Annotated in this window: 30 protein-coding genes and 1 riboswitch; of the genes, 10 read left to right on the forward strand and 20 right to left on the reverse strand. The window is 61.9% G+C overall.

What is annotated here, in order from left to right:
- Nucleotides 1-8 precede the first annotated feature (8 nt).
- From ACZ0AI_RS13585 to nrdR, 9 genes are all read right to left on the reverse strand, one after another.
- Nucleotides 9-542, reverse strand: a complete 534-nt coding sequence (locus ACZ0AI_RS13585; protein ID WP_225838237.1) for a phosphatidylglycerophosphatase A family protein — start codon at nucleotides 540-542, stop codon at nucleotides 9-11.
- Entirely contained in the window at nucleotides 535-1,500 is a 966-nt protein-coding gene (gene thiL / locus ACZ0AI_RS13590) for a thiamine-phosphate kinase (protein WP_463565940.1), read from the reverse strand. Before thiL ends, ACZ0AI_RS13585 begins: the two co-directional genes overlap by 8 nt.
- A gap of 5 nt (nucleotides 1,501-1,505) precedes the next feature.
- Nucleotides 1,506-1,988, reverse strand: a complete 483-nt coding sequence (nusB, locus tag ACZ0AI_RS13595; protein WP_463562354.1) for a transcription antitermination factor NusB — start codon at nucleotides 1,986-1,988, stop codon at nucleotides 1,506-1,508.
- Nucleotides 1,985-2,461 carry a 6,7-dimethyl-8-ribityllumazine synthase gene (gene ribH / locus ACZ0AI_RS13600; protein ID WP_225838233.1) on the reverse strand — a complete coding sequence of 159 codons (477 nt, stop codon included), beginning with the start codon at nucleotides 2,459-2,461 and terminating at the stop codon, nucleotides 1,985-1,987. The genes nusB and ribH overlap by 4 nt, the downstream gene beginning before the upstream one ends.
- A gap of 100 nt (nucleotides 2,462-2,561) precedes the next feature.
- On the reverse strand, nucleotides 2,562-3,650 hold the full coding sequence (gene ribBA / locus ACZ0AI_RS13605; RefSeq protein WP_463562355.1) for a bifunctional 3,4-dihydroxy-2-butanone-4-phosphate synthase/GTP cyclohydrolase II: 1,089 nt from the start codon (nucleotides 3,648-3,650) through the stop codon (nucleotides 2,562-2,564).
- Nucleotides 3,651-3,663: 13 nt separating this feature from the next.
- Nucleotides 3,664-4,326, reverse strand: a complete 663-nt coding sequence (locus ACZ0AI_RS13610) for a riboflavin synthase (protein WP_463562356.1) — start codon at nucleotides 4,324-4,326, stop codon at nucleotides 3,664-3,666.
- Between the two features lie 13 nt (nucleotides 4,327-4,339).
- Nucleotides 4,340-4,801, reverse strand: a complete 462-nt coding sequence (locus tag ACZ0AI_RS13615; protein ID WP_463562357.1) for a 6,7-dimethyl-8-ribityllumazine synthase — start codon at nucleotides 4,799-4,801, stop codon at nucleotides 4,340-4,342.
- A 92-nt stretch (nucleotides 4,802-4,893) separates the two neighbouring features.
- Nucleotides 4,894-5,051: riboswitch (FMN riboswitch) on the reverse strand.
- A gap of 79 nt (nucleotides 5,052-5,130) precedes the next feature.
- Complete coding sequence (gene ribD, locus ACZ0AI_RS13620) at nucleotides 5,131-6,249, reverse strand: bifunctional diaminohydroxyphosphoribosylaminopyrimidine deaminase/5-amino-6-(5-phosphoribosylamino)uracil reductase RibD (RefSeq protein WP_463562358.1); 1,119 nt, start codon at nucleotides 6,247-6,249, stop codon at nucleotides 5,131-5,133.
- Between the two features lies 1 nt (nucleotide 6,250).
- The gene (gene nrdR, locus ACZ0AI_RS13625) at nucleotides 6,251-6,715 is read right to left on the reverse strand and encodes a transcriptional regulator NrdR (protein ID WP_042553289.1); all 465 of its coding nucleotides are present in this window, start codon (nucleotides 6,713-6,715) and stop codon (nucleotides 6,251-6,253) included.
- A gap of 141 nt (nucleotides 6,716-6,856) precedes the next feature.
- Here nrdR and ACZ0AI_RS13630 point away from each other — a divergent pair, with 141 nt between their 5' ends.
- From ACZ0AI_RS13630 to trxA, 3 genes are read left to right on the forward strand one after another with little or no spacing between them, the layout of a single operon-like run.
- Nucleotides 6,857-7,294 (forward strand): YbaY family lipoprotein, encoded by a 438-nt coding sequence (locus ACZ0AI_RS13630; protein ID WP_463562359.1) that lies wholly within the window; start codon nucleotides 6,857-6,859, stop codon nucleotides 7,292-7,294.
- Complete coding sequence (locus tag ACZ0AI_RS13635; RefSeq protein WP_463562360.1) at nucleotides 7,291-7,953, forward strand: class I SAM-dependent methyltransferase; 663 nt, start codon at nucleotides 7,291-7,293, stop codon at nucleotides 7,951-7,953. Before ACZ0AI_RS13630 ends, ACZ0AI_RS13635 begins: the two co-directional genes overlap by 4 nt.
- Before the next feature lie 60 nt (nucleotides 7,954-8,013).
- Nucleotides 8,014-8,886 carry a thioredoxin gene (trxA, locus tag ACZ0AI_RS13640; RefSeq protein WP_463562361.1) on the forward strand — a complete coding sequence of 291 codons (873 nt, stop codon included), beginning with the start codon at nucleotides 8,014-8,016 and terminating at the stop codon, nucleotides 8,884-8,886.
- Nucleotides 8,887-9,029: 143 nt separating this feature from the next.
- Here trxA and ACZ0AI_RS13645 read toward each other — a convergent pair whose 3' ends face one another.
- On the reverse strand, nucleotides 9,030-9,368 hold the full coding sequence (locus ACZ0AI_RS13645; protein ID WP_463562362.1) for a hypothetical protein: 339 nt from the start codon (nucleotides 9,366-9,368) through the stop codon (nucleotides 9,030-9,032).
- A gap of 120 nt (nucleotides 9,369-9,488) precedes the next feature.
- Between ACZ0AI_RS13645 and ACZ0AI_RS13650 the strand changes: the two genes are divergently transcribed.
- From ACZ0AI_RS13650 to ACZ0AI_RS13670, 5 genes are all read left to right on the forward strand, one after another.
- Nucleotides 9,489-10,082, forward strand: a complete 594-nt coding sequence (locus ACZ0AI_RS13650) for a DUF2796 domain-containing protein (protein ID WP_463562363.1) — start codon at nucleotides 9,489-9,491, stop codon at nucleotides 10,080-10,082.
- 128 nt (nucleotides 10,083-10,210) lie between these two features.
- Entirely contained in the window at nucleotides 10,211-10,918 is a 708-nt protein-coding gene (locus ACZ0AI_RS13655; protein ID WP_042553295.1) for an ABC transporter ATP-binding protein, read from the forward strand.
- A gap of 1 nt (nucleotide 10,919) precedes the next feature.
- Nucleotides 10,920-12,182: an ABC transporter permease gene (locus tag ACZ0AI_RS13660; RefSeq protein WP_463562364.1), complete on the forward strand. Its 1,263-nt coding sequence runs from the start codon at nucleotides 10,920-10,922 to the stop codon at nucleotides 12,180-12,182.
- A gap of 49 nt (nucleotides 12,183-12,231) precedes the next feature.
- A complete protein-coding gene (locus ACZ0AI_RS13665; RefSeq protein ID WP_463562365.1) occupies nucleotides 12,232-12,753 on the forward strand; it encodes a DUF3299 domain-containing protein in 522 nt (173 codons plus the stop codon).
- A gap of 122 nt (nucleotides 12,754-12,875) precedes the next feature.
- The gene (locus ACZ0AI_RS13670; RefSeq protein ID WP_463562366.1) at nucleotides 12,876-13,568 is read left to right on the forward strand and encodes an OmpW/AlkL family protein; all 693 of its coding nucleotides are present in this window, start codon (nucleotides 12,876-12,878) and stop codon (nucleotides 13,566-13,568) included.
- A 253-nt stretch (nucleotides 13,569-13,821) separates the two neighbouring features.
- Here ACZ0AI_RS13670 and ACZ0AI_RS13675 read toward each other — a convergent pair whose 3' ends face one another.
- Nucleotides 13,822-14,751, reverse strand: coding sequence for an NAD-dependent epimerase/dehydratase family protein (locus ACZ0AI_RS13675; RefSeq protein ID WP_463562367.1), 930 nt, complete (start codon nucleotides 14,749-14,751; stop codon nucleotides 13,822-13,824).
- A complete protein-coding gene (locus tag ACZ0AI_RS13680; protein ID WP_463562368.1) occupies nucleotides 14,744-15,628 on the reverse strand; it encodes a sugar nucleotide-binding protein in 885 nt (294 codons plus the stop codon). The genes ACZ0AI_RS13675 and ACZ0AI_RS13680 overlap by 8 nt, the downstream gene beginning before the upstream one ends.
- A gap of 264 nt (nucleotides 15,629-15,892) precedes the next feature.
- On the opposite strand from ACZ0AI_RS13680, the gene ACZ0AI_RS13685 reads away from it, so the two are divergent.
- Nucleotides 15,893-16,240 (forward strand): VanZ family protein, encoded by a 348-nt coding sequence (locus ACZ0AI_RS13685; RefSeq protein ID WP_463562369.1) that lies wholly within the window; start codon nucleotides 15,893-15,895, stop codon nucleotides 16,238-16,240.
- Nucleotides 16,241-16,306: 66 nt separating this feature from the next.
- Here the strand turns inward: ACZ0AI_RS13685 and ACZ0AI_RS13690 are convergent, their stop codons facing one another.
- Both ACZ0AI_RS13690 and ACZ0AI_RS13695 read right to left on the reverse strand, forming a co-directional pair.
- Complete coding sequence (locus ACZ0AI_RS13690; protein ID WP_463562370.1) at nucleotides 16,307-16,810, reverse strand: single-stranded DNA-binding protein; 504 nt, start codon at nucleotides 16,808-16,810, stop codon at nucleotides 16,307-16,309.
- A 15-nt stretch (nucleotides 16,811-16,825) separates the two neighbouring features.
- The gene (locus ACZ0AI_RS13695; protein ID WP_463562371.1) at nucleotides 16,826-18,214 is read right to left on the reverse strand and encodes an MFS transporter; all 1,389 of its coding nucleotides are present in this window, start codon (nucleotides 18,212-18,214) and stop codon (nucleotides 16,826-16,828) included.
- Between the two features lie 132 nt (nucleotides 18,215-18,346).
- Between ACZ0AI_RS13695 and uvrA the strand changes: the two genes are divergently transcribed.
- Complete coding sequence (gene uvrA, locus ACZ0AI_RS13700; RefSeq protein ID WP_463562372.1) at nucleotides 18,347-21,181, forward strand: excinuclease ABC subunit UvrA; 2,835 nt, start codon at nucleotides 18,347-18,349, stop codon at nucleotides 21,179-21,181.
- Nucleotides 21,182-21,236: 55 nt separating this feature from the next.
- On the opposite strand, the gene bfr is transcribed toward uvrA, so the two are convergent.
- The 6 genes from bfr to rpsK form a co-directional block, all read right to left on the reverse strand.
- Nucleotides 21,237-21,701: a bacterioferritin gene (bfr, locus tag ACZ0AI_RS13705; protein ID WP_225838200.1), complete on the reverse strand. Its 465-nt coding sequence runs from the start codon at nucleotides 21,699-21,701 to the stop codon at nucleotides 21,237-21,239.
- Between the two features lie 143 nt (nucleotides 21,702-21,844).
- Nucleotides 21,845-24,136 (reverse strand): catalase/peroxidase HPI, encoded by a 2,292-nt coding sequence (gene katG / locus ACZ0AI_RS13710; RefSeq protein ID WP_463562373.1) that lies wholly within the window; start codon nucleotides 24,134-24,136, stop codon nucleotides 21,845-21,847.
- A gap of 172 nt (nucleotides 24,137-24,308) precedes the next feature.
- Nucleotides 24,309-24,695: a 50S ribosomal protein L17 gene (gene rplQ / locus ACZ0AI_RS13715; protein ID WP_116549740.1), complete on the reverse strand. Its 387-nt coding sequence runs from the start codon at nucleotides 24,693-24,695 to the stop codon at nucleotides 24,309-24,311.
- Between the two features lie 43 nt (nucleotides 24,696-24,738).
- A complete protein-coding gene (locus tag ACZ0AI_RS13720) occupies nucleotides 24,739-25,740 on the reverse strand; it encodes a DNA-directed RNA polymerase subunit alpha (RefSeq protein WP_131182235.1) in 1,002 nt (333 codons plus the stop codon).
- A gap of 22 nt (nucleotides 25,741-25,762) precedes the next feature.
- The gene (gene rpsD, locus ACZ0AI_RS13725; RefSeq protein ID WP_070882618.1) at nucleotides 25,763-26,383 is read right to left on the reverse strand and encodes a 30S ribosomal protein S4; all 621 of its coding nucleotides are present in this window, start codon (nucleotides 26,381-26,383) and stop codon (nucleotides 25,763-25,765) included.
- Between the two features lie 17 nt (nucleotides 26,384-26,400).
- Entirely contained in the window at nucleotides 26,401-26,790 is a 390-nt protein-coding gene (gene rpsK, locus ACZ0AI_RS13730) for a 30S ribosomal protein S11 (protein ID WP_013789773.1), read from the reverse strand.
- Between the last annotated feature and the right edge of the window lie 7 nt (nucleotides 26,791-26,797).

Here is a 26,797-nt window from a genome sequence, read left to right on the forward strand (position 1 = left end):
CTCCAGGGTTAGGCGAAACCCAGGCTGGTCGCCAGGCCGTTGCCCCAGCCCCACACCAGCAACTGCATGGCCAGCCAGGCGAAAACACCTGCCAACACATCATCAAGCATGATGCCGAAACCGCCGTGAACGTGCCGGTCAATCCAGCGAATGGGCCATGGTTTGAGGATGTCGAAAAAGCGGAACATCAGGAAACCCACCAGCACCCAGCCCCAACCTTCCGGGACCAGCCACAGGGTGATCCACATACCGACCATTTCGTCCCAGACGATGCCCTCGTGGTCGTGTACGCGCAGATCTTCGGCCACCTTGCCGCACAGCCAGACACCGAACAGCATGGTGACGCCCAGCATCAACCAGTACCCCCAGTCCGGCAACATCTGCCACAGCGGGATGAACGGCACCGCGACCATCGAGCCCCAGGTGCCAGGCGCTTTCGGCAGAGTACCTGAGCCGAAGCCAAAGGCGAGGAAATGCCAAGGGTTGCGCCACACGGAGGGCGGCACGAATTCCGCGGGGACTTGTTTGGGATGATCAGTCACGTTGCGATCCGAAATGTTGGTAGCCACTTTTCAGCGGCTGGATGGCTCGGCCTTCGGCGTCCTGCACATGTACGCCCTGCCCGGCCTCGACCCGACCGATCACGTGTACAGGCTGCCCCATGGCGCGCAGCCCGTCCAGTTTCTCGGCAGGCAGAGTAAAGGCAAGCACGTAGTCATCGCCACCACCAAGCGCCAGCTGGCGTGCAGTTTCGTCGCCCGCGCAGGCACGCAGAGCCGTGGACAACGGCACGCGCTGCTGCTCGACGATCAACGCCACACTGGATGCTCTGGCGATATGCCCGCAGTCGGCGAGCAGGCCGTCGGAGATGTCCAGCGCCGCCGTGGCCAGCCCACGCAAGGCCTGGCCGAGTACCAGCTGCGGTGACGGCGACCAATAGTGCGCCAGCAATTCACTAGTACCGTCCTGCTCCTCACACTCGCCCAGCACGAAGGGCAAAGCGCCCGCCGCATCGCCAAGCGAACCACCGACACACAGCAGATCACCTGCGCGCGCCCCAGAGCGGGTCAGCGCAAGGCCTTTCGGCACTCGGCCGAATACGGTGAGGGTCAGGCTCAAGGGCCCGCGTGTGGTATCACCACCGACCAAGCACATGCCGCACTGGCTCGCCATGCTTTCCAGCCCGGCCGTGAAGTCGGCCAGCCAGTCAGGGGAAACATCAGGGAGGGTCAGCGCCAGGGTAAAGGCTAGAGGCGTCGCGCCCATGGCGGCCAGATCACTGGCCGAGACGGCCAACGCGCGCTGGCCCAGTAAGCGCCCAGCAGCATCAGCAGGAAAATGCACGCCAGCGACCAGGGTATCGGTGGACACCGCCAGTTGTTCACCAGCGGGCACTTCCAGCAGGGCGCAGTCGTCGCCAATCCCCAGCACCACACCATCGGCCGCCCGCGCGCAGGCGGCAGCAGCGAAGTAATGACGGATCAGCTCGAACTCGCCCAACACACTCAGCGCTTGCTGTTGAAGTCGCGGACTTCGTCGGCACGCAGCGTCGGCGCCAGCTTATCCAGCACGCCATTGACGAACTTGTGCCCGTCGGTGGCGCCAAAGATCTTGGCCAGCTCGATGCCTTCGTTGATCACCACGCGGTACGGCACATCGATGCGGTTACGCAGCTCGTAGGTGGACAGACGCAGGATGGACAGCTCGACCGGGTCGATCTCGGCCAACGGACGATCGAGCAATGGCTCGAACGCGCTGTCGATCTCGGTCTTCTGACGCGGCACGCCATGCAGAATTTCGTGGAAGTAAGCCCCGTCGACCGCACTGAAGTCGTTGTCGACCCGGAACTGGGCCTCGATCTCGTTGAGCGCCTGCCCGGCGATATGCCAGGAGTACAGTGCCTGCATTGCCAGCGTACGCGCCTGACGGCGGGCAAGTACCTTGGCGCTTGGGCCCTTTTTGACTGGCTTACTGTCGTTCTGGCTCACTTGGCCTCCAACTGTGCCAGCAGGCTGACCATTTCCAGCGCGGACAGGGCAGCTTCGGCGCCTTTGTTGCCGGCCTTGGTGCCGGAACGCTCGATGGCCTGCTCGATAGAGTCGACGGTCAGCACGCCGAAAGCGACCGGTACGCCGAACTCCATGGACACCTGGGCCAAGCCCTTGGTGCATTCACCCGCCACGTATTCGAAGTGCGGCGTGCCGCCACGGATCACTGCGCCAAGGGCGATGATCGCGTTGTACTCGCCGCGCTGGGCGACTTTTTGAGCGACCAGCGGAATTTCGAAGGCGCCTGGCGCACGGATGATGGTGATGTCGCTTTCGCTCACGCCATGGCGTACCAGGGCGTCGACGGCACCACTGACCAGGCTCTCGACCACGAAGCTGTTGAAGCGGCCGACCACCAGGGCGAAGCGACCCTCGGGAGCGATGAAATTACCTTCGATAGTCTTGAGTGTCATAGCGAGTTCTCGAGCTGTCTTTAAAGAGCCAGGGCCTGCCATGGCAGGCCCTGAAAATAGTGTCGGTGGGCTAAAGGTAGCTCACCGCGATAGTCACCCGTTATTTCGGGGGCAGGTATTCTACAACTTCCAGATCGAAACCGGATATCGCATTGAACTTCATCGGCGCACTCATCAGGCGCATCTTGCGCACACCGAGGTCACGCAGAATCTGCGAACCGGCACCGACCGTGCTGTAGGTACTCGGCGTCTTGCTGGTGGCACCATCCGCTTCACGGATATGCGCCAGCACTTCGTCGCCGTCCAGCGAATGGCCGAGCAGCAGCACCACGCCGCTACCGGCATTGGCCACTTCGGTCATCGCCGCGCGCAGGCTCCAGCGGCCAGGCTGGCGCACCATCAGCAGGTCGCGCATCGGATCCATGTTGTGTACGCGCACCAGGGTCGGCTCTTCCGGGCAGATGGTGCCCAGGGTCAACGCCATGTGCACATCGCCTTCCACCGAATCGCGATAGGTGACCAGATGGAACTGACCGACTTCGCTATCCAGCGGCTGCTCGGTCACGCGGGTAACGGTGCGCTCGTGCAGCATGCGGTAGTGGATCAGGTCGGCGATGGTGCCGATCTTGATGCCATGTTGCTCGGCGAATACTTCCAGCTCCGGGCGACGAGCCATAGTGCCGTCGTCATTCATGATCTCGCAGATCACCCCACTCGGCTCATAGCCGCCCATGCGAGCTAGGTCGCAGGCCGCTTCGGTGTGGCCGGCGCGCGCCAACACGCCACCTGGCTGAGCCATCAGCGGAAAGATATGGCCGGGGCTGACGATGTCTTCGGCAACCGCGTTCTTCGCGGCAGCAGCCTGCACGGTGCGGGCACGGTCAGCGGCGGAAATGCCGGTGGTGACGCCCTCGGCGGCTTCGATGGAGACGGTGAACTTGGTGCCAAAGCCGGAACCGTTGCGCGGTGCCATGAGCGGCAGCTTGAGGGTTTCGCAGCGTTCACGGGTCATCGGCATGCAGATCAGGCCACGGGCAAAGCGCGCCATGAAGTTGATGTGCTCGGCGGTCACGCATTCGGAGGCGATGATCAAGTCGCCTTCGTTCTCGCGGTCTTCGTCATCCATGAGGATGACCATCTTGCCGGCACGAATGTCTTCGACCAGCTCTTCGATACTGTTGAGTGCCATGGTGGCGGTGTCCTTAATTCTTCAGGTAGCCGTGTTCGGCGAGAAAACCTTCGGTGAGCCCGGCACTGCTGGGCTCGGCGGCCTTGTCACCGAGCAGCAGGCGCTCCAGGTAACGGGCCAGCAGGTCGACCTCGAGATTGACCCGGCGCCCGGGGCGGTAGTTGGCCATGATGGTTTCGGCCAAGGTGTGCGGCACGATGGTCAGTTCGAACTCGGCACCATCCACGGCATTCACCGTGAGGCTGGTACCGTCGACGGTAATCGAACCCTTGTGGGCGATGTACTTGGCCAACTCGCGCGGGGCACGCACCTTGAACTGGATGGCGCGGGCGTTCTCCTCACGGGAAATGATCTCGCCGACGCCATCGACATGACCGCTAACCAGATGGCCACCCAGGCGAGTGGTCGGCGTCAGGGCCTTTTCCAGATTGACCGGGCTACCGGTCTTGAGATCGATAAAGGCAGTACGCGCCAGGGTTTCGCGGCTGACATCGGCCCAAAAGCCGTCGCCTGGCAATTCGACCGCGGTCAGGCACACACCATTGACCGCGATGCTATCGCCCAGAGCCACATCAGCCAGATCGAGCTTGGCGGTCTTGACGTAGACACGCACATCGCCGCCCTTGGGGGTGATGGCGGCAATGCTGCCGATGGATGCGATGATTCCAGTGAACATTAAGTGCTCCTCGTCAGACCGGCAGTTCTTTGAGCTTGCGCAGCGTATCGGCACAAGTACGCGCCGCTTCGGCACCCTTGACCAGGAAATGCTCGCGGAAGAACGTCTGGTGCTCTTCGCCGGCATGGAAATGGTGGGGCGTGAGCACTGCCGAGAACACCGGCACGTCGGTTTCCAGCTGCACCTGCATCAAGCCCTCGATCACCGCCTGGGCGACGAACTCGTGACGGTAGATGCCACCATCGACCACCAGCCCGGCAGCGACGATGCCAGCATAGCGGCCGCTCTTGGCCAGACGCTTGGCATGCAGGGGAATTTCGAAGGCGCCGCCGACTTCGAAGCAGTCGATCTCGCCAGCGGCATAGCCCTGGCGCTGCATTTCTTCGAGAAAGGCATTGCGGGACTGATCGACGATTTCGCGGTGCCAGCAGGCCTGCACGAAGGCGACCCGGCGTACTTGAGAAGTAATGGACATGTTCAACTCCTGTTTATGGCTAAAACAGGGCAGTTTTGATCGATAGGGACAGTACAGACATGCGGCAGCCACAAGGGCGCCCAGCCAGGCAATCCCGCTCTCTCTTCATCCGGACTATACCGTCGGCTCCGGAATCACACCGGATCTGCTTGTCCCCGGGCGGCTGGTGGCCATACCGGGCGCTCGCGGGCTAGGAGCATTGCGCGCCATTACCGCCGGTGGGGAATTACACCCCGCCCTGAGAACGTTGTGGCCGCGCTGTGCGGCCGAGAGGCGTTTTACCATAGTTGCCGTGGCGGTGCACGGAGGGCGTGTGCCAACGGCGAACCTTACGTGGCGGACTCGGGCACCGCGATTATCCGCCAATCGTCGCCCACAGCACGTATGTCGACGATCTTCAACGGTTTGGCCTCGGCCATCCGCGCCAGAGGTAGATCGAGTAGCGGCCTGGCGCTGGAGCCAAGGAATTTGGGTGCGACGAACAACTGATATTCATCGACCAGGCCCAGCCGGGCGAAAGCGCCAGCCAGTTTCGGCCCGGCCTCGACCAACACCTCATTGGCCCCCCGGCTAGCAAGCTCTAGCAGCAGCTTGCGCAGATCGACATGGCCGTTGTTGCCCGGTATCGCCAGCAGTTCGTGACCCTCATCGAGGTAGCGATCCCGCGAGGCCGCCGCCGCGCATGTCGCCACCAGCGCCGAACCGGCCTGGAAGAACGGCGCACTCAGCGGAACACGCAAACGCCCATCGACCAGTACGCGCAGCGGCGGACGCGCCTGAGCCAAGGCCGTGAGTTCGGCGCCCAGACCCAGTTCGTCGGGCCTTACCGTCAAGCGGGCGGCATCGGCCAACAGCGTATCGGCACCACTCAGAACCACGCTCGAACGCGCGCGCAGCCGTTGTACTGCTGCACGAGCAGCCGGCCCAGTGATCCATTGGCTTTCGCCGCTGGCCATGGCCGTGCGCCCGTCCAGGCTCATGGCGAGCTTGACGCGCACCAGCGGCAGGCCCTTTTCCATTCGCTTGACGAAGCCGGCGTTCAGCGCCCGCGCCTCACTTTCCAATACACCGCCTTGCACCGAGATGCCGGCATTCATCAGCCTCAACAGCCCCCTGCCGGCCACCTGCGGGTTGGGATCCTGCATCGCCGCGACCACGCGGGCGACACCGGCCTCAAGCAGAGCGTCGGCACAAGGCGGCGTACGCCCATGGTGGCTACAGGGTTCCAGGGTGACGTAGGCGGTGGCGCCGCGCGCTTTGTCGCCAGCCTGACGCAAGGCGTACACCTCGGCATGGGGCTCGCCAGCCTTGGCGTGCCAACCTTCGCCGATGATCTTGCCGTCGCGCACGATCACACAACCGACACGGGGATTAGGGTGAGTGGAATACAGCCCCTTGCGCGCCAACTCGAGCGCGCGAGCCATGAATGCCTGATCGCTGGTGCTCATCTCAGTCCTGATTGGGCTCGCGGGAAAGACGGTCGATTTCCTCACGGAATTCATTGAGATCCTGGAAGCGGCGATACACCGAAGCGAAGCGGATATAGGCCACTTCGTCGAGTTTCTGCAGCTCGGTCATCACCAGCTCGCCAAGCACCAGCGACTTGATCTCGCGCTCGCCAGTGGCCCGTAGTCGATGCTTGATATGGGCGATGGCCGCCTCCAGCCGCTCGATGCTCACCGGGCGTTTTTCCAGCGCACGCTGCATGCCGGCGCGCAGCTTGTCTTCGTCGAAGGGCTGGCGGCTGCCGTCCTGCTTGATCAGGCGCGGCATCACCAGCTCGGCGGTCTCGAAGGTGGTGAAACGCTCACCACAGGCCAGGCATTCTCGCCGGCGACGCACCTGATCGCCCTCGGCGACCAGACGCGAATCGATGACCTTGGTGTCGTTGGCAGAGCAGAAGGGGCAGTGCATGGTCGGAACAGCCAGGCGGGAAAGCCCGCATGGTAGCGCATCCACCCAACCCGGTGCCAAGCGCCGCAGGGCCACTTTCCTTTGCATTCGCCGGTGGCTATGGGGAGAATCCAGGCATTGCCCGCCTGCCAGGATCCCTCCATGCCATTGCGCCCGCTCGCCCTGCTCAGTTTCGCCGCCTTGCTCGTCGCTTGCGCCGGCGAAACACCACCACCTGCGGCCCCACCCGCAGCGCCTGCGCCCAAACAGGAGCCTGCTGCGACGCCGGCGCATCTGCGCGACCTCACTGGCACCCTGCTCGACGTGCCCGCGGGCGCCGATGTGGAACTGGCCCTGCTGACCATAAACGAACGCGGTCTACCTCACAAACTGCTGGGCAATATCCAACTGCGTGGAACGGGTACGCCGCTGCCGTTCCGCCTGCAGTTCAACCCCGAGAACTTCGACCAGGGCATTCGCGTGGAGCTGCGCGGTCGCGTGCATCAGTCGGGCAAGCTGGTGTTGCACATGCCTAGCCAGTTGATCCGTGAGCCGCAGAGCCAGACGCTCGGTGAAATCCGCGTAACGCCTGCGCTGTGACTCCACCGCACCACCTGCAAGCAGCCCTGGGCGAATTGCTCGGCGATGCCCGCCTGAGCGCGACCATTCTGCCGGGTACCGACCTGCGCCTGTGGTTAATCGACCCGGCGAACATGGATCGCTGCTTTAGCCCCGAGGAAACCCGACGGATTCTCGAGGAGCCGCCTTACTGGTGCTTCTGCTGGGCCAGCGGCCTGGTGCTGGTGGACTGGCTGGCCCAGCACCCGGAATGGGTGCGCGGCAAGCGGGTTCTGGATGTCGGCAGCGGCTCGGGTGTGGCAGCCATCGCTGCCGCGCGGGCTGGTGCGGCGCAGGTGGTAGCCTGCGACCTTGATCCGCTGGCGCTTGCCGCCTGCCAGGCCAATGCCGAACTCAATGGCGTGCAGCTGGAGTATTCGAGCGATCTGTTCGCCGAGCGCCGCGACTACGATCTGGCGATCGTCGCCGACGTGCTCTACGACCGCGCCAACCTGCCGCTGCTCGATCGTGTTCTCGAACATGCCCGCCAGGTGTTGGTTGCTGACTCTCGCGTGCGGGATTTCAGTCATCCGGCCTATCGCCGCATCGGCGGCCTGGAGGGCTGCACCTGGCCGGATCTGGCGGAGCCGGAAACCTTCCGCCACGTCAGCCTCTATCATGCCGACGGCGGCCCCTTGTAGCCGCGCACCTGCGCCCACATTTATAGTCACACCCACTTTTCGCCCGGACAGAGACCGACCATGAGCGACACCCCGTACATCTTCGATATCAATGGCGCCGTCCAGTTTGAACAGCTGGTGATCGAGAACTCGTTCAGCAAGCCGGTACTGGTGGATTTCTGGGCCGAGTGGTGTGCGCCCTGCAAGGCGCTGATGCCGCTGCTGACACAGATCACCGAGGGCTATCAGGGCGAGCTGCTGCTGGCCAAGGTGAACTGCGATATCGAGCAGGAAATCGTCGCCCGTTTCGGCATCCGCAGCTTGCCGACAGTGGTGCTGTTCAAGAATGGCCAGCCGGTCGACGGTTTCCAGGGCGCGCAACCCGAATCGGCGATACGCGCCCTGCTGCAGCCCCATGTTCCAGAGCCTCAAGCGCCCGAGGCCGATCTGCTGGAAGTCGCCCAGCAAGCCTTCGCCGATGGCCGCATCGGCGAGGCTGAAGCCCTGCTCAAGCAGAAGCTCGGCGAGGACAACAGCAACGCTGCCGCGCTGATTCTGTATGCGCGCTGCCTGGCAGAGCGCGGCGAGCTGGGCGAGGCACAACAGGTACTCGATGCAGTCAAGGGTGATGAACACAAACAGGCCCTGGCCGGAGCCCGCGCACAACTGACCTTCTTGCGTGAAGCGGCCAACCTGCCGGATGCCGCCACGCTGAAAAGCCGCCTGGCGCAGAATGCGGAGGACGACGAAGCCGCCTACCAGTTGGCCATTCAGCAGCTCGCCCGCCAGCAGTACGAACCGGCTCTGGACGCTCTGCTGAAACTCTTCGTGCGCAACCGCAACTACGCTGATGGCCTGCCGCACAAGACGTTGTTGCAGGTGTTCGACCTGCTCGGCAACGAGCATCCGCTGGTGACCACCTACCGTCGCCGGGTGTATCAGGCGCTCTATTGATTCCGAGAACCTGTCCCGCAGCAGACTGTGCGAAAACTACTGCGCTCGGTCATGCGGCCTGGTAGGAGCCCGCTTGCGGGCGATGCAATGTTGATTTCAACATCGCTATCGCCGGCAAGCCGGCTCCTACCGATACCTGCCGGCTACCGCTGCTCTACCCAGCAATAAACCGGCGCGTCCGGGCCGGTTTCCATGCGTACCTGCTCGCAATGACGCAGGCGCACCAACAAACGCTTACCCGCCACCTCACCGCCAGCCAGAGCGGCCAGCTGCGCCAGCAACTGCGGCCCCTCGACACGTCCGGCACGGCGCAACAGCTCAAGCACCGTTTGCCATTGCACGTCCTGATCCGGCTGAACGGCCTGGGGTGTAACAACCGGCGACACCGGTACAGCGGCCGCCAACTGCGCCCAGTCCTGTGGATCGAGCTCCACCGTCAAATCCACCGGCCAGTCGCCGATCCGTCCACGAATACGCACCATCACCACCTCCAAACTATCCGGACGCCATGCTCCCACAGGCAGGCAAACCAAGCATCCCTCTATCTCCGTCCATAAATTTGTTATAACGTATCAATACCTTCAACGCATCGGAGCCTTTTCATGCGCCGCCTATTGCTCGCCCTGCCCTTCGCCCTGCTTCCCTTGGCCGCTGCTCACGCGCAGAACCATGACCACGATCACGACCATGAACACGGCAGCCTCGGCAAGCATGAGCATGGCGTCGCCACGCTGAACGTCGCGCTCGAGGGCAACGAGCTGGAGATCGAACTGGAAAGCCCGGCCATGAACATCGTCGGCTTCGAGCACGCCGCAACCAGCGAGGCCGACAAGAAAACCGTCGCCGCCGCTCGCGCTCTGCTGGAAAAACCACTCGCGCTGTTCGGCCTGCCCGCTGCTGCCGGTTGCAGCCTCACCGAGCATGAACTGCAAAGCCCGCTGTTCGGCAACGCTGAAGCCGACCACGACCACGACCACGATGAACATGCTGACGGCGACGAGCATCACCACGAGCACAGCGATATCGATGCCGACTACAGCTTCACCTGCAAACAGCCGGACGCCTTGAAGACACTTGACCTGTCGGCCTTCTACAAACAGTTCCCGGCGACCCAGAAGATCAACGTGCAACTGATCGGCCCAAGCGGCCAGCAGGGTGTCGAGTCGACGCCGGCCAATGCACAACTGACGCTCTGATCGGCTTGGCGGATGCCTCCAGCAGGAGGCATCCGCATTCGCACACGTCCTGCAACACCCCTCGGGTCAGCATTTCGCGCCCATGACTGGCACACTTGCCCCCGTCACCTCCATCGCCAGCAGCCCCCATGACCTCAGCACTGATCGAACTCACCGACCTCGGTTTCGCCTGGCCCGGCCAGGACGAGCTTCTGGATATCCCGAATTTTCACCTGCAGCGCGGCGAAACCCTGTTTCTCAAGGGCCCCAGCGGCAGCGGCAAAACCACCCTGCTCGGCCTGCTCGGCGGCGTGCAGAAGCCTGGCCGAGGCAACATTCGCCTACTCGGCGAGGATCTCGCCGCCCTCTCGGCCGCGCGCCGGGATCGTTTCCGTGTCGACCACACCGGCTACATCTTTCAGCAATTCAACTTGCTGCCGTTCCTCAGCGTTCGCGCCAACGTCGAACTGCCCTGCCGTTTCTCCAGCCTCCGTGCACAACGCGCGGCGCAGCGCTATGGCAGCGTTGATCAGGCGGCGGCGAAACTGTTGGAGCACCTCGGCCTGCGCCCGGAGCTGCTCGAACGGCGCGCGGATTCGCTGTCCATCGGCCAACAGCAACGCGTAGCGGCGGCCCGCGCACTGATCGGCCAACCGGAACTGGTGATCGCCGACGAACCGACCTCGGCACTGGACGCCGATGCACGCCAAGCCTTCCTCGAACTGCTGTTCGGCGAATGCCGTGATGTCGGCGCCAGCCTGCTGTTCGTCAGCCACGACCAGAGCCTGGCCCCGCTGTTCGACCGCAGCCTGTCGCTGGCCGAGCTCAACCGCGCCAGCAAACCCCAGGAGGTCTGAGGTGTTCCTGTTACGACTCGCTCTGGCCAGCCTGGCCAACCGCCGCTTCACCGCTCTGCTCACGGTCTTCGCCATCGCCCTGTCGGTGTGTCTGCTGCTCGCCGTGGAGCGGGTGCGCACCGAAGCACGCGCCAGTTTCGCCAATACCATCAGTGGTACCGACCTGATCGTAGGTGCCCGCTCCGGCAGCGTGAACCTGCTGCTGTACTCGGTATTCCGTATCGGCAACGCCACCAACAACATCCGCTGGGACAGTTTCGAGAAGCTCGCCGCGCACCGCCAGGTCGACTGGGCCATCCCGATTTCCCTGGGCGACTCGCACCGTGGCTACCGGGTGATGGGCACCGACGCGGGTTATTTCGACCATTACCACTACGGTCGCGGCCAGGCATTGCAGGTTGCCCAGGGCGAACGCTTTCACGATCTGTTCGACGTGGTGCTTGGCGCCGAAGTGGCCCAGGCCCTGAACTACAAGCTCGGCGACAAACTGGTGCTGTCCCATGGCGTGGCGGCCATCAGCCTGCAGCAACACGATGACAAGCCGTTCGTGGTCAGCGGCATCCTCGCCCGGACCGGTACGCCGGTGGATCGCACCCTGCATATTTCCCTGGAGGGCATGGAGTCGCTACACGTCGACTGGCAGAACGGCGTACCTGCCCGCGGCGCCGGCAAGATAAGCGCCGACCAGGCTCGGGAGATGAACCTGCAGCCCAAGGCCATCACCGCGGTGATGCTCGGTCTGAAGAGCAAGATCGCCACCTTCGCAGTACAGCGCGAGGTCAACGAGTACCGCGGCGAACCGCTGCTGGCGATTCTCCCTGGCGTTGCCTTGCAAGAGCTGTGGAGCCTGATGGGCACGGCAGAAAAGGCGCTGTTCGTGGTGTCGCTGTTTGTCGTACTGACGGGGTTGATCGGCATGCTCACGGCCATCCTCACCAGCCTCAACGAGCGGCGCCGGGAGATGGCCATCCTGCGTTCGGTGGGGGCGCGGCCGTGGCACGTCGCCAGCCTGCTGATCCTCGAAGCCTTCTCCCTGGCCGTGGCGGGCGTCGTCGCCGGTGTCGCCCTGCTGTACAGCAGCATCGCCAGCGCACAGAGCTATGTGCAGGCCAACTACGGGCTGTATCTGCCATTGAGTGCACCGACACCCTATGAGTGGACGCTGCTCGGCGCTATTCTGGCGGCCGCTCTGCTGATGGGCTGCGTGCCGGCCTGGCGGGCCTATCGGCAGTCGTTGGCAGATGGCCTGTCTATCCGCCTCTGAATATATTCGGAGCCGGCAGCGGCTCCGTTTTCAATCAAGAGGTAGTGTCATGCTTCGCGCTCTGCTCATCGCCCTTCTCATGACCCTAGCGGCTCCGCTATGGGCGGCCGAACTGCGCACACTGAACTGGCAGGAACTGATCCCCAAGGACGCACCGCCCCAGGTCGCCCAGATGACGCCGATGCACGACATGTCACAGTTGGGCGATGCACTTTCAGAAGGGGGAGCTGTCTCCTTGCAGCAGTTCCCATCGGCTCCAGTAGTCAAGGAGATGGACGGCCAGCAAGTCAAGATTCCGGGCTATATCGTGCCGCTGGACGTGACCGAGGAGGGCCGCGTCACCGAGTTCCTGCTGGTGCCCTACTTCGGCGCCTGCATCCATGTGCCGCCACCGCCGTCCAACCAGATCATCCATGTCACCGCCGAACTGGGCGTGCTGCTCGACGCGCTGTATCAGCCGTTCTGGATCGAGGGCCCAGTGAAGGTCGAGCACAGCAGCAGCGACCTGGCCGAAGTCGGTTATCAGATGGCAGCGGACAAGATCTACCCGTACGAGCTGCCGGCCAACTGACATCGTGGCAAAAAGTCGCACCTTGCAGTCCACGAGCATTGAGCTGAGTCAAAGGACGCTTCGCCATGCGCCCTAACCTGACGTCATCCGAGATTACTCGCATGACCCGTTAGGAGCTCACCATGTACAAGTCGCTGTTCTCTGCCCCTCTGATCGCCCTGGCGCTGGCTGCCCCTGCGGCGCAGGCGCACCAGGCCGGAGATATCCTCATTCGCGCTGGCGCCATCACGGTCAACCCGAAAGCCGACAGCTCCACGGTCAAGGTGGACCGCGGCGGCCTTGCCGGCACTGACCTGGACGGCAAGGCGACCATGAGCAGCGACACTCAGTTGGGCCTCAACTTCGCCTACATGCTCACCGACAACATCGGCATCGAGTTACTCGCCGCCACGCCGTTCGAACATGACGTGAAGATCAAGGGCACCGCGCTGGATGCCGCCAACGGCAAACTCGGCACCTTGAAACACCTGCCACCGACCCTGAGCGTCGTCTACTACCCGCTCGACTCGAAATCGGTGTTCCAGCCCTATGTCGGCGCTGGCATCAACTACACCTGGATCTACGACGAACACGTGGGCAGCCGCGCCAGCACAGCCGGCTTCGATAATTTCCGGGCGAAGAATTCCTGGGGCCTGGCCTGGCAGGTCGGTGCCGACTACATGCTCACCGACAACCTGCTGGTCAACGCCCAGGCGCGCTACATCGACATCGACACCACGGCCTACGTCGATCACCCCGGCCTCGGCGTACGCGCCAAGGTAGACGTCGACGTCGATCCGTTCGTGTACATGGTTGGCCTGGGCTACAAGTTCTAGGAACCTGCTTACGAGCGCAATGTGGCGGGAGCGGCCGTTCTCGATCTCGTGGGAGGGGCTTTAGCCGCGAGCTCTTTACGCCTAGCTAGGCAAAATCGAGGCTAAAGCCTCTCCCACAAAAGCTCTGCTCACCGTCCGCTTTCGCCTTGTAGCGGCCATTTGCCCAGGTCGAAAGTCCGTGCACAGCTGCCAAGCCCCCCTAAAACGCATAAAGCCGGCAACGCCGGCTTTCTGCTTTCTGGTATCTGACGACTCAGCTATTGAGCAAAGCAGCCAACCCATCGCGCAGTGTGGTCTGCGCCGGCAACTGGTAGTGCTCGGCCAGGCGACCATTGTCTGCACGGGAATGACGGATATCACCCGCGCGTGGATCGAGGTAGGTAACTGCCGGCAGGCCGCCAAGCAATTCGCCGATCTGCGCCAGCAGTTGCTTGAGGCTCACCGTCTCGTTCCATCCGACATTCACCGCGCCCTGTGCCACCTGCTTGGCGTCCAGCGCCTGCTGCAGCAACTCGACCAGATCGGCGACATAGAAGAAATCGCGGGTCTGCTCGCCGTCACCGAACACACTGATCGGCAGGCCCTGCTGGGCACGCTGGGTGAAGATGCTGATCACCCCGGAATACGGCGAGGACGGATCCTGACGCGGGCCAAAAACGTTGAAGAAGCGGAAGATCGCCGGTTCCAGGCCATGCTGACGCGCGTAAAACTCCAGGTAATGCTCGCTGGCCAACTTGTCGGCCGCATAGGGGGTCAGCGGTGTCTTGGCGGTGTTTTCATCGATCGCCTGACCTTCGCCATTGTTGCCGTACACCGCGGCGCTGGAGGCGAATACAACGCGGCGCACGCCGTGCTCGCGCATCGCTTCGCAGATATTCAGAGTACCGATGAAGTTGCTCTGGTGGGTGCTGACCGGATCGTCCACCGATGCCTGCACCGACGCCACGGCAGCGAGATGCACCACTGCGCCACACCCGGCAACGGCCCGACTGACGAGCCCCGCGTCCGCCACATTACCTTCGATGAAGGTCAGCCGTGGATCATCCACCGGCAGATTGGCCAGCTTGCCCATGGACAGATTGTCCAGCACGCGAACGCTATGGCCACGCGCCAGAAGGGCGTCGACCAGGTTGGAGCCGATGAAACCGGCACCGCCGGTAACGAGAATGGGTTGATCAGACATGACGATAGTACTGCTCCAGCAGGCTCGGCAGACCGGCACGCCAAGCGCGCGGCTTGACGCCGAAAGTGTGAAGGATCTTCTTGCACGACAGCACCCCGTGCTGCGGCTCATCAGCGGCATCCCCGCGCACGGCGTGGGCCTGGCCGGAGATGTCCTCGAGGAGGTTTTGACGGATGTGCCTGGCTTCGCTCAGGATCGCCTGGCCGAGCGCCAGCGACGTGGTCGCCTCATGCCCACCATAGTGATAGGTGCCCCACAGCGGCGCGGCGCAGTCGAGCTGCTTGAGCACGGCCAGGATGACCCGCGCAGCATCGTCTACCGGAGTCGGATTGCCCCGCCGATCATCGGCCAGGAATAGCGCCTCTGCACGCTCGGCTCGAACCAGGAAGCGCGCCAGCAACCCGTCCGGGCTGTCATCGAGCACCCAGCCGAAGCGCAGCAACACATGCCGCGGGCACAGGGCGCGAACGCTCTGTTCCATGCGCGCCAGCACCTGCCCACGCAGGCCAAGGGGCTGCGCCTCATCCTTCTCGCTGTATGCAGTGGCGCGGGCGCCATCGAACACGCGATAGCTGGAGGGCTGCAGCAGACGAATATCATGGTGCTGACACAGCTCAGCCAGGCGCTCCACAGCACGTTCCTGAGCGACGAAGCGCTCCTCGCTGACCTGCGAGGCCTGAAACCAGTCGAAATAATAGGCGAGGTTGATCACCGCATCGGGGCGGGTATCGTCGACCAACTGAGTCAGGCTGGCGGCATCCCAACCCTGGGCCGGCGGACGGGGTGCGAGGAAACCGATATCTTCTTCGGCTCCCAGGCGAATCAACGCCCGACCCAGCGTACTGCCACCACCCAGCAACAACAGGCGCATGCGCATAACGAAACTAGAGGCTCCACAATCGGGTTTAAGCGTGCACCGCGCAATGGCGCGCCAACCGCTAAATTCTCGGCAGATCCCGGACGGTTCAGCCCTATGGCCTGCATTTTGCTGTTTTTACCCCGCGGCGTCATCAACCACGCACAACCTTGACGCCCATCGATGGATCGAGGACACCTGATCACCCAATCGGCATCGCCGGCAACCCGAGCCGGATGCAGTGGTCATAGTGCCAAGCAAAGAGACAATGAAAGGACGAAAAATTTGAGAAAGCTGATGTTCCTGGCCTGCTGTGCGGTGCTCGCCTACGGCCTGTTCCGCCCCGAGCCACCGCCGGATCTGTTCGACGAATCGGACAAGTTCCTGCACCTGCTGGCCTTTGCCGGCCTGTCACTGGTCAGCCGTATCGCCTTCCCTACGGTACCCGGCTGGCTGCTGTGGAGCCTGCTCTACATCCAGGCGCCGCTACTGGAATGGCTGCAGCACTACTTGCAGCCTAGTCGCGAATTCAGCCAGCTGGACGTTCTTGCCAACCTGTGCGGCATCAGCATCGCGCTGGTGTTATGGATCTGCCAGGGTCTGCTGCGTAAACGCCTCTTCAGCCCTGCCTAAACGCGGGCAACAAGCAGAACGGAAAAGGCCCCGCATTGCGGGGCCTTTTGCTGTCACGGCTGACGATCAGAACGGGATATCGTCATCGAAGCTGTCGTAGTCCTGAGCCGGCTGCGGCTTCTGCTGCTGCTGCGGAGCGGACTGACGCGGAGCCTGTTGCTGCGGCTCGCGCTGCGGTGCCGGGCGCGACTGACGCGGGGCGGAGTCGCCACCGCCAGCGTTGTCTGGACGGCCGCCAAGCAGCTGCATGGTGCCCTGCATGTCGACGATGATTTCGGTGGTGTAACGCTTCACACCGTCTTTTTCCCACTCGCGGGTCTGCAGCTTGCCCTCGATGTAGACCTGAGAACCCTTGCGCAGATACTCACCGGCAATTTCCGCAACCTTGCCGAACAGCGAAACGCGGTGCCACTCGGTCTTTTCGACCTTCTGCCCAGTCTGCTTGTCCGTCCACTGCTCGCTGGTAGCCAGGCTCAGGTTGGTCACGGCATTGCCGCTGGGCAGATAGCGCGTTTCCGGATCCTGTCCGCAGGTACCGACCAGAATAACTTTGTTAACCCCACGGGCCATAACGCTCTCCTACTTTCAGCACGTCACCGGCGCCGCTTCGATCAAGCGCTGCAGCGACGTGCGATCCAATTGTTGGGTATCCACTTTCACATAGATGGCAGCCTCTTCGGCCACCACTACGGCATCCGCCACTCCGGGCACTGCCTGAATTCGCTCGGCCAAGCCTGCTTCCTGCAACGCCGCGATCGATAGCGGCAAACGCAGGCTGGTTACATACGGCGGTTCGCGCATAGTAACAGCAAAGGCAAGCCAAAGAAGCGTCAACAGCGCACAGCCGCCGAACACGCCGGCCAACCCGTAATGCTGATACAGCCAGCCGCCCATGATGCCGCCAAGGGCCGAGCCGAGGAACTGGCTGGTCGAATAAACGCCCATGGCAGTGCCTTTGCCGCCCGCTGGTGCCACCTTGCTGATCAGCGATGGCAGCGAGGCCTCCAATAGGTTGAACGCGGTGAAGAACACCACGATACCAAGCACCAGATTGCGCAAACCATGGCCGAACGCCCAGAAATACAGTTCACAGCAAAGCAGTACGATCACCGAGCCGATCAGCACGCGGCGCATCTGGCGCTTCTTTTCGCCGTAAATGATGAAAGGCACCATCAGGAAAAAACCACCGAGCAGAGCGGTTAGGTAAACCCACCAGTGCTGCTCCTTGGGCAGGCCGCCCTGCTCCACCAGCGCCAGAGGCAGGGCGATGAAGCTGGCCATCAGGATGGCGTGCAATGCGAAGATGGCAAAGTCCAGACGCAGCAGGTCAGGATGTTTCAGGGTCGGCCACAGCGCCTGCTTGGCGACCCCCGATTCACGGTGCTGCAGCTGCCCGGTGCTGGCAGGCACCATGCCGGCAACGATGATGATCCCCAGCAGAGCCATGGCGCCGGTGGCCAGAAACAGGCCGGACAGCCCGAACGCGCGGGTCAGCAGTGGCCCGACCACCATGGCGACGGCGAAGGACAGGCCGATGCTCATGCCGATCATGGCCATGGCCTTGGTACGGTGCTGCTCACGGGTCAGGTCGGACAATAGCGCCATCACCGCCGCGGAAATCGCCCCTGCACCCTGCAGCACGCGACCGGCGATCACCCCCCAGATGGAATCGGCATTGGCTGCCAGCAGACTACCCGCGGCGAACACCACGAGGCCGAAGTAGATCACCGGTCGCCGACCGATACGATCGGACAGCACGCCAAAGGGGATCTGCAGAAAGGCCTGGGTCAGACCATAGGCGCCAATGGCCAAGCCGATCAGGGCCGGGGTTGAACCGGCGAGCTCTTGCCCATAGGTAGCCAATACCGGCAGTACCATGAACATGCCCAGCATGCGGAATGCGAACACCAGTGCCAGCCCACCGGCTGCCCGAGTCTCCGCGCCACTCATGCGTTCGCTGTGCGAATCGCGCATCGTCGATAACCTGTTGAAACAAGCCGGCGATTCTACCAGTCGAAGCCCTACGGGCACAGCAGCGGCGCTTTGCCGCACGGCTGTCGCCCCCCGTATACTCGGCGGTTTATCCGCCCGCCACGCGAGGCTGTTTTGGACAAGATTCTGATCCGGGGTGCACGCACCCATAATCTCAAGAACATCGACCTGACCCTGCCACGCGACAAGCTGATCGTGATCACCGGTCTGTCTGGCTCGGGCAAGTCGTCCCTGGCCTTCGACACCCTGTACGCAGAGGGCCAGCGCCGCTACGTCGAATCGCTGTCGGCCTACGCCCGGCAATTCCTGTCGATGATGGAAAAGCCTGACGTCGACACCATCGAAGGCTTGTCGCCAGCCATCTCCATCGAGCAGAAATCGACCTCGCACAACCCACGCTCGACGGTCGGCACCATCACCGAGATCTACGATTACCTGCGCCTGCTCTACGCCCGAGCTGGCCAACCACGCTGCCCGGATCACGACCTGCCACTGGAAGCGCAAACCGTCAGCCAGATGGTCGACCAGGTGCTTGCCCTGCCCGAAGGCAGCAAGCTGATGCTCTTGGCCCCGGTGATTCGCGAGCGCAAAGGCGAGCACCTCGCCGTGTTCGACGAACTACGCGCCCAGGGTTTCGTGCGCGTACGGGTCAACGGCAAGCTCTATGAGCTGGACGAACTACCGAAGCTCGACAAGCAGAAGAAGCACAGCATCGATGCCGTGGTCGACCGCTTCAAAGCCCGCGGCGATCTGCAGCAGCGCCTGGCCGAATCCTTCGAGACGGCCCTCAAGCTGGCCGACGGGCTGGCGCTGATCGCGCCGATGGAGGGCGAAGAAGGTGAAGAAATCATCTTCTCCGCGCGCTTCGCCTGCCCGGTTTGCGGTCACTCGATCAGCGAGCTGGAACCCAAGTTGTTTTCCTTCAACAACCCGGCTGGGGCCTGCCCGACCTGCGACGGTCTGGGTGTGAAGCAGTTCTTCGATAACAAACGCCTGGTCAACGGTGAGCTCACCCTGGCCGAAGGCGCAATACGCGGCTGGGACAGACGTAACGTCTACTACTTCCAAATGCTCGGCTCCCTGGCCTCCCACTATGGCTTCAGCCTGGAGAAACCCTTCGCAGAGCTGGACAGTGATCACCAGAAGGTGATTCTCGCCGGTAGCGGATCGCAGAACGTCGACTTCAAGTACCTCAACGACCGTGGCGATATCGTCAAGCGCTCGCATCCGTTCGAAGGCATCGTGCCCAACCTCGAGCGGCGCTATCGCGAGACCGAATCGACCAGCGTGCGTGAAGAACTCGCCAAGTTCCTCAGCACCCAGCCCTGCCCGGACTGCCGTGGCACTCGCCTGCGCCGCGAGGCTCGCCACGTGTGGGTCGGTGAAAAGACCCTGCCAGCGGTCACTGGAATGCCGATCGGTTCGGCCAGCGACTACTTCGGCAGCCTGACCCTGGAAGGTCGACGTGGTGAGATCGCCAGCAAGATTCTCAAGGAAATCTGCGAACGCCTGCAGTTCCTGGTCAACGTCGGCCTCGACTACCTGACCCTGGATCGCAGCGCCGATACCCTGTCCGGTGGCGAGGCGCAGCGTATCCGTCTGGCCAGCCAGATCGGCGCCGGTTTGGTGGGTGTCATGTACATCCTCGACGAGCCCTCCATCGGTCTGCACCAGCGCGATAACGAACGCCTGCTCGGCACCCTGCGCCACCTGCGCGATATAGGTAACACGGTGATCGTGGTCGAGCACGACGAGGACGCAATCCGCATGGCCGACTACGTGGTCGATATCGGCCCAGGCGCTGGCGTGCATGGCGGCCAGATCGTCGCAGAAGGTACCGCCGCCGAAGTCATGGCTCACCCGGACTCGCTGACCGGCATGTACCTGTCAGGTCGCAAGAAGATCGCCGTACCGGCCAAACGCACACAGCGTGATAAGAAGCTGTCGCTGAAAATCAAAGGCGCTCGCGGTAACAACCTGCAGAACGTCAACCTGGATATTCCCATCGGCTTGCTGACCTGCGTGACGGGCGTATCCGGCTCAGGCAAGTCGACGCTGATCAACAACACCCTATTTCCGCTCAGCGCCACCGCCCTGAACGGCGCCACTACGCTGGAAGCAGCAACTCACGACAGCATCGACGGCTTGCAGCATCTGGACAAGGTCGTGGATATCGATCAGAGCCCGATCGGACGTACGCCACGTTCAAACCCGGCCACTTACACCGGGCTGTTCACGCCGATTCGCGAGCTGTTCGCCGGCGTGCCTGAATCCCGCTCGCGGGGTTACGGTCCTGGCCGTTTTTCATTCAACGTCAAGGGTGGGCGCTGCGAGGCTTGCCAGGGCGATGGTCTGATCAAGGTGGAGATGCACTTCCTGCCGGATATCTACGTGCCCTGTGACGTGTGCAAGAGCAAGCGTTACAACCGCGAAACGCTGGAGATCAAGTACAAGGGCAAGAGCATCCACGAAGTGCTGGAGATGACCATCGAAGACGCCCGTGGCTTCTTCGATGCAGTGCCGGCGCTGGCGCGCAAGCTGCAGACATTGATGGACGTGGGCCTTTCGTACATCAAGCTCGGGCAATCGGCGACCACTCTTTCCGGGGGCGAGGCGCAGCGGGTCAAGCTGTCACGCGAGCTGTCCAAGCGTGATACCGGCAAGACCCTGTACATCCTCGACGAACCGACCACTGGTCTGCACTTCGCCGATATCCAGCAGTTGCTGGACGTGCTGCACCGCCTGCGCGATCACGGCAACACCGTCGTGGTGATCGAGCACAACCTAGACGTGATCAAGACCGCCGACTGGTTGGTGGATCTAGGTCCGGAGGGTGGCTCCAAAGGCGGCCAGATCATCGCCTACGGTACGCCGGAAGAGGTTGCGGAAATGCCGCAATCACACACAGGGCACTTCCTCAAGCCGCTGCTGGAGCGTGACAGGGCCTGATCACCCTCGCTAACGAAAAAGCCCCGCATGTGCGGGGCTTTTTCTTGCCTGCGATTTACATCTGGCCCTGCAGATACTTTTCCAGGCCCAGCTTGCCGATCAGCTGCAGCTGAATCTCCAGCCAGTAGGCGTGATCCTCTTCGGTATCCTTGAGCTGCAGCAGCAGAATATCGCGGCTCTGGTAATCCTGATGCCGCTCGCACAGCTCGATGCCTTTGCTCAGCGCAGCACGCACCTGGTACTCCAGCGCCAGATCCAGCTTCAGCGCATCGGGCACGGTTTGGCCGAAGGTGAAGGCGTCGGGCACCATGTCCGGCACACCCTCGAGGAAGATGATGCGCTTGAGCAGCGCGTCAGCGTGCTGCGTCTCTTCTTCCATCTCGTGATTGATGCGCTCGTAGAGCTTGCTGAAACCCCAGTCCTCGTAAAGCCGCGAGTGAATGAAGTACTGATCGCGCGCCGCCAGCTCACCCTTGAGCAGCACTTTCAGATAATCGATAACTTCAATATGGCCTTTCATGCCTAGGAATCCTTGCTGCACTCGGTGGAATGGATGAATGCTCCGCTCCACATACGCTACGGTCAAGTAAAAAGCACAACGCCTCCATTAAGGAGGCGCTGGCTGTATCGACTCGAAAGACCGGGCGGGCGCCCGGTCAGCCGTCAGGCAAGATCGAAACGGTCGAGGTTCATCACCTTGGTCCATGCCGCCACGAAGTCCTCGATGAAGCGAGCGTCGGCACTGGCATAGACTTCCGCCTGAGCACGCAGGATGGCGTTGGAGCCGAACACCAGATCGACACGGGTGCCAGTCCACTTCAGCTCACCGCTCTTGCGGTCACGTCCTTCATAAAGGTTGTCATTACCCGGCACTGCCTTCCACGCCGTGCCCATGTCGAGCAGGTTGACGAAGAAGTCGTTGCTCAGCGCCCCCGGCTTGACGGTGAACACCCCATGGCCCGCTCCACCCACGTTGATATTGATCGCACGCAGGCCGCCGATCAGCACCGTCAATTCCGGCGCGGTCAAGGTCAACAGCTGCGCCTTGTCGATCAGCAACGCCTCGGCAGGCACGCTGTAGCGCCCCTTGAGGTAGTTGCGGAAACCGTCGGCGATCGGTTCGAGCACAGCGAAGGACTCGACGTCAGTCTGCTCCTGCGAGGCATCTACCCTCCCGGCAGAGAACGGTACGCTTACCGCGTGACCGGCCTTGCTGGCGGCCTGCTCGATACCGGCACTACCGGCCAGCACGATCAGATCGGCCAGACTCAACTGCTTGCCGCCGGTGGCGGTGCGGTTGAACTCGCCACGGATACCCTCAAGAATCGCCAGAACGCTGGCCAGCTGCTCAGGCTGGTTGGCGGCCCACTCCTTCTGTGGCGCGAGGCGCAGACGTGCACCATTGGCACCGCCGCGTTTGTCGGATCCACGGAAGGTAGACGCCGAAGCCCAGGCCGTTCCGACCAGCTCGGACACCGAAAGACCAGAGGCCAGTACACGTTCTTTGAGCGCCGCGACGTCAGCATCGTCAATCAATGGGTGATGGACGGCCGGCAGTGGGTCTTGCCAGAGCAGGTCTTCCTTCGGTACTTCCGGCCCCAAGTAGCGCGACTTCGGACCGAGGTCACGGTGGGTCAGCTTGAACCAGGCGCGGGCGAATGCTTCCGCGAATGCCTGCGGGTTCTCCAGGAAACGTCGGGAGATTTTCTCGTATGCGGGGTCGACACGCAGCGACAGGTCGGTGGTCAGCATGGTCGGCAGATGCTTCTTCGAAGGATCGTGCGCATCAGGAATGATCGCATCCGCGCCCTTGGCTACCCACTGGTGGGCGCCCGCCGGGCTCTTGGTCAGCTCCCACTCGAACTTGAACAGGTTCTCGAAGAAGTTGTTGCTCCACTGCGCAGGCGTGGTCGTCCAGGTCACTTCCAGGCCACTGGTGATCGCATCGCCGGCCTTGCCACTGCCAAATGCGCTCGCCCAGCCCAGGCCCTGCTCCTCGAGACCGGCGGCCTCGGGCTCGGCGCCGACGTTGTCCGCCGGCCCGGCGCCATGGGTCTTGCCGAAGGTATGGCCACCGGCGATCAGCGCGACAGTTTCTTCGTCGTTCATGGCCATGCGCGCGAAAGTCTCGCGGATGTCATGGGCCGCCGCGAGCGGATCGGGATTTCCCTCTGGGCCTTCAGGGTTGACGTAGATCAGCCCCATCTGCACGGCAGCGAGCGGATTTTCCAGGTTGCGCCCCTGGTCGTCGGTGCGATCATGCTCCTGGCCATGCAGCTCTTCATCGGCCACGACCACGCCTGTATCGTCATTATCGCCGGCCGCACCCTTGCCATAGCGGCTATCGCCGCCCAGCCAGGTCTTCTCGGTACCCCAGTAGACGTCCTGATCCGGCTCCCACGTGTCCACACGTCCGCCAGCAAAGCCGAAAGTCCGGAAGCCCATAGTCTCAAGGGCGACATTACCGGTGAGCACCAGCAGGTCGGCCCAGGAAATCTTCTGGCCATACTTCTGCTTGATCGGCCACAGCAGGCGGCGCGACTTGTCGATATTGACGTTGTCCGGCCAGCTGTTGAGCGGTGCGAAACGCTGCTGCCCACGCCCTGCGCCGCCGCGGCCATCGCCGGTACGGTAGGTGCCGGCGGCGTGCCAGGCCATGCGGATGAATTGCGGGCCGTAGTGGCCGAAGTCGGCCGGCCACCAGTCCTGCGTGTCGGTCATCAATGCACGCAAATCTTTTTTCAGCGCCTCGTAATCAAGCGACTGAAAAGCTTCGGCATAGTCGAAAGTCTCGCCCAATGGGTTGGACTTGGAGGAGTGCTGGTGCAGCAGGTCGACACGCAGCTGGTTCGGCCACCAGTCGCGGTTACCGGTGCCGCCGCCAGCGGTATGCTTCGGTGTTTTCTCGGAAGCGCTCCCTGAGAAAGGGCATTTGCCTTCAGTCTTCTCACTCATCGTCTATCTCCTTACCAAGCCTAATCGTTCCCGACTGAGCGGGATTGGCATTGAGTATCGACGAGCGATAGCGAACTCTCAAATGAATAAGGCCTTACAGACCGATAGTTTTTAACTAAAAATGAGGCATAAAAAAACCGGGCCTAAGCCCGGTTCTTCTTGCAACGATGCCTTACTCGGCAGCTTCTACTGCGCCGCCGACCGGACGGTCAACCAGCTCAACATAAGCCATCGGAGCATTGTCGCCAGCGCGGAAACCGCACTTGAGGATACGCAGGTAACCGCCCTGACGGGTGGCGTAGCGCTTACCCAGATCGTTGAACAGTTTACCGACGATTTCTTTCGAACGAGTACGGTCGAAAGCCAGACGACGGTTGGCAACGCTGTCTTCCTTGGCCAGGGTGATCAGCGGCTCGGCAACGCGGCGCAGTTCCTTGGCTTTCGGCAGGGTAGTTTTGATCAACTCGTGCTCGAACAGCGACACCGCCATGTTTTGAAACATAGCTTTACGGTGAGAGCTGGTACGGCTCAGGTGACGTCCACTTTTACGATGACGCATGGTTCAATTCCTTACCAAACTTCACGTTCGGTGATGATGACGATCAGGCAGTAGCCTTATCGTCTTTCTTCAGACTTGCCGGCGGCCAGTTGTCGAGGCGCATACCGAGGGACAGACCACGGGAAGCCAGAACGTCCTTGATTTCAGTCAGGGATTTCTTGCCCAGGTTCGGCGTTTTCAACAGCTCTACTTCGGTGCGCTGGATCAGGTCACCGATGTAGTAGATGTTTTCTGCCTTGAGGCAGTTGGCCGAACGAACGGTCAGTTCCAGGTCATCAACCGGGCGAAGCAGGATCGGATCGATCTCGTCTTCCTGTTCGATTACAACAGGCTCGCTGTCACCTTTGAGGTCGACGAATGCAGCCAACTGCTGTTGCAGAATGGTTGCAGCACGACGGATGGCCTCTTCAGGATCCAGGGTACCGTTGGTCTCGAGGTCGATAACCAGTTTGTCCAGGTTGGTACGCTGCTCAACACGAGCGTTTTCCACCACGTACGACACGCGACGCACCGGGCTGAAGGAAGAGTCGAGCTGCAAGCGACCAATGCTGCGGCTTTCGTCTTCATCACTCTGGCGCGAATCAGCTGGCTCATAGCCGCGACCACGAGCTACGACGAGCTTCATGTTCAACGCGCCATTAGAGGCCAGGTTGGCGATTACGTGGTCGCCATTGACGATTTCAACATCATGATCCAGCTGAATATCGGCAGCGGTTACGACGCCAGAGCCCTTCTTCGCCAGAGTCAGTGTAACTTCGTCTCGACCGTGCAGCTTGATTGCCAGACCTTTAAGGTTAAGCAGGATTTCAATTACGTCTTCCTGAATACCTTCGATGGCGCTGTACTCATGGAGTACACCATCAATCTCGGCCTCGACTACTGCACAGCCAGGCATGGAGGACAACAGGATGCGACGCAGCGCGTTGCCCAGGGTATGGCCGAAACCACGCTCGAGAGGCTCGAGAGTGATCTTGGCGCGGGTCGGACTGACCACCTGCACATCGATATGGCGGGGGGTCAGGAACTCATTTACCGAAATCTGCATGGATGCACCTATTTTCTAGCCCTTACTTGGAGTAGAGCTCGACAATCAGGCTTTCGTTGATGTCAGCGGAGAGATCACCACGAGCCGGGACGCTTTTGAAAACGCCAGACTTCTTCTCGGTGTCTACATCTACCCATTCAACGCGGCCACGCTGGGCACACAGCTCGAGAGCTTGAACGATGCGCAGCTGATTCTTCGATTTCTCACGAACTGCAACCACGTCGCCAGCTTTAACCTGGTACGACGGTACGTTTACAGTTTTACCGTTAACGCTGATCGCTTTGTGCGAAACCAGCTGACGGGACTCAGCGCGGGTAGCACCGTAGCCCATGCGGTAAACAACGTTATCCAGACGGCATTCGAGCAGTTGCAGCAGGTTCTCACCAGTAGCGCCTTTCTTGCCGGCAGCTTCTTTGTAGTAACCGCTGAATTGACGCTCGAGTACGCCATAGATACGACGAACTTTTTGCTTCTCACGCAGCTGGGTGCCGTAGTCGGACTGACGGCCACGGCGCTGGCCGTGAATACCTGGGGCTGCTTCGAGGTTGCACTTCGATTCCAGGGCGCGAACGCCGCTTTTCAGGAAAAGATCTGTGCCTTCACGACGAGACAGTTTGCATTTGGGACCAATGTAACGAGCCATTTCTCACTGTCTCCTGATTACACGCGACGCTTCTTCGAAGGACGGCATCCGTTATGCGGGATGGGCGTCACATCGGTGATGCTGGCGATCTTGTAACCGCAACCGTTAAGAGCACGGACTGCGGACTCACGACCCGGACCTGGGCCCTTGACGTTTACGTCGAGGTTCTTCAGGCCATATTCCAGCGCAGCTTGACCAGCACGCTCAGCAGCCACCTGGGCAGCGAACGGGGTGGACTTGCGAGAACCGCGGAAACCCGAGCCACCGGAGGTAGCCCAAGACAGGGCGTTACCTTGACGGTCGGTAATGGTCACGATTGTGTTGTTGAAAGAAGCGTGGATGTGGGCGATGCCATCAACCACCGTCTTTTTGACTTTCTTACGAGTACGAGCAGCAGGTTTTGCCATGACTAAA

Source organism: Pseudomonas sp. AC355, assembly GCF_979258205.1.

Coding starts and splice junctions, on each gene's coding strand:
- ribH (WP_225838233.1), bottom strand. CDS start 2,461: ATGACACTCAAGACTATCGAAGGTAATTTCATCGCTCCCGAGGGTCGC.
- ribBA (WP_463562355.1), bottom strand. CDS start 3,650: ATGGCACTCAACAGTATCGAAGAGCTGGTCGAAGACATTCGTGCCGGC.
- ACZ0AI_RS13610 (WP_463562356.1), bottom strand. CDS start 4,326: ATGTTCACTGGAATCATCGCATCCATCGGCAGCATTGCCGCCATCACC.
- ACZ0AI_RS13615 (WP_463562357.1), bottom strand. CDS start 4,801: ATGTCCATTACTTCTCAAGTACGCCGGGTCGCCTTCGTGCAGGCCTGC.
- ribD (WP_463562358.1), bottom strand. CDS start 6,249: ATGAGCACCAGCGATCAGGCATTCATGGCTCGCGCGCTCGAGTTGGCG.
- nrdR (WP_042553289.1), bottom strand. CDS start 6,715: ATGCACTGCCCCTTCTGCTCTGCCAACGACACCAAGGTCATCGATTCG.
- ACZ0AI_RS13630 (WP_463562359.1), top strand. CDS start 6,857: ATGCCATTGCGCCCGCTCGCCCTGCTCAGTTTCGCCGCCTTGCTCGTC.
- trxA (WP_463562361.1), top strand. CDS start 8,014: ATGAGCGACACCCCGTACATCTTCGATATCAATGGCGCCGTCCAGTTT.
- ACZ0AI_RS13645 (WP_463562362.1), bottom strand. CDS start 9,368: ATGGTGCGTATTCGTGGACGGATCGGCGACTGGCCGGTGGATTTGACG.
- ACZ0AI_RS13650 (WP_463562363.1), top strand. CDS start 9,489: ATGCGCCGCCTATTGCTCGCCCTGCCCTTCGCCCTGCTTCCCTTGGCC.
- ACZ0AI_RS13655 (WP_042553295.1), top strand. CDS start 10,211: ATGACCTCAGCACTGATCGAACTCACCGACCTCGGTTTCGCCTGGCCC.
- ACZ0AI_RS13665 (WP_463562365.1), top strand. CDS start 12,232: ATGCTTCGCGCTCTGCTCATCGCCCTTCTCATGACCCTAGCGGCTCCG.
- ACZ0AI_RS13670 (WP_463562366.1), top strand. CDS start 12,876: ATGTACAAGTCGCTGTTCTCTGCCCCTCTGATCGCCCTGGCGCTGGCT.
- ACZ0AI_RS13675 (WP_463562367.1), bottom strand. CDS start 14,751: ATGTCTGATCAACCCATTCTCGTTACCGGCGGTGCCGGTTTCATCGGC.
- ACZ0AI_RS13680 (WP_463562368.1), bottom strand. CDS start 15,628: ATGCGCATGCGCCTGTTGTTGCTGGGTGGTGGCAGTACGCTGGGTCGG.
- ACZ0AI_RS13690 (WP_463562370.1), bottom strand. CDS start 16,810: ATGGCCCGTGGGGTTAACAAAGTTATTCTGGTCGGTACCTGCGGACAG.
- ACZ0AI_RS13695 (WP_463562371.1), bottom strand. CDS start 18,214: ATGCGCGATTCGCACAGCGAACGCATGAGTGGCGCGGAGACTCGGGCA.
- bfr (WP_225838200.1), bottom strand. CDS start 21,701: ATGAAAGGCCATATTGAAGTTATCGATTATCTGAAAGTGCTGCTCAAG.
- katG (WP_463562373.1), bottom strand. CDS start 24,136: ATGAGTGAGAAGACTGAAGGCAAATGCCCTTTCTCAGGGAGCGCTTCC.
- rplQ (WP_116549740.1), bottom strand. CDS start 24,695: ATGCGTCATCGTAAAAGTGGACGTCACCTGAGCCGTACCAGCTCTCAC.
- ACZ0AI_RS13720 (WP_131182235.1), bottom strand. CDS start 25,740: ATGCAGATTTCGGTAAATGAGTTCCTGACCCCCCGCCATATCGATGTG.
- rpsD (WP_070882618.1), bottom strand. CDS start 26,383: ATGGCTCGTTACATTGGTCCCAAATGCAAACTGTCTCGTCGTGAAGGC.
- rpsK (WP_013789773.1), bottom strand. CDS start 26,790: ATGGCAAAACCTGCTGCTCGTACTCGTAAGAAAGTCAAAAAGACGGTG.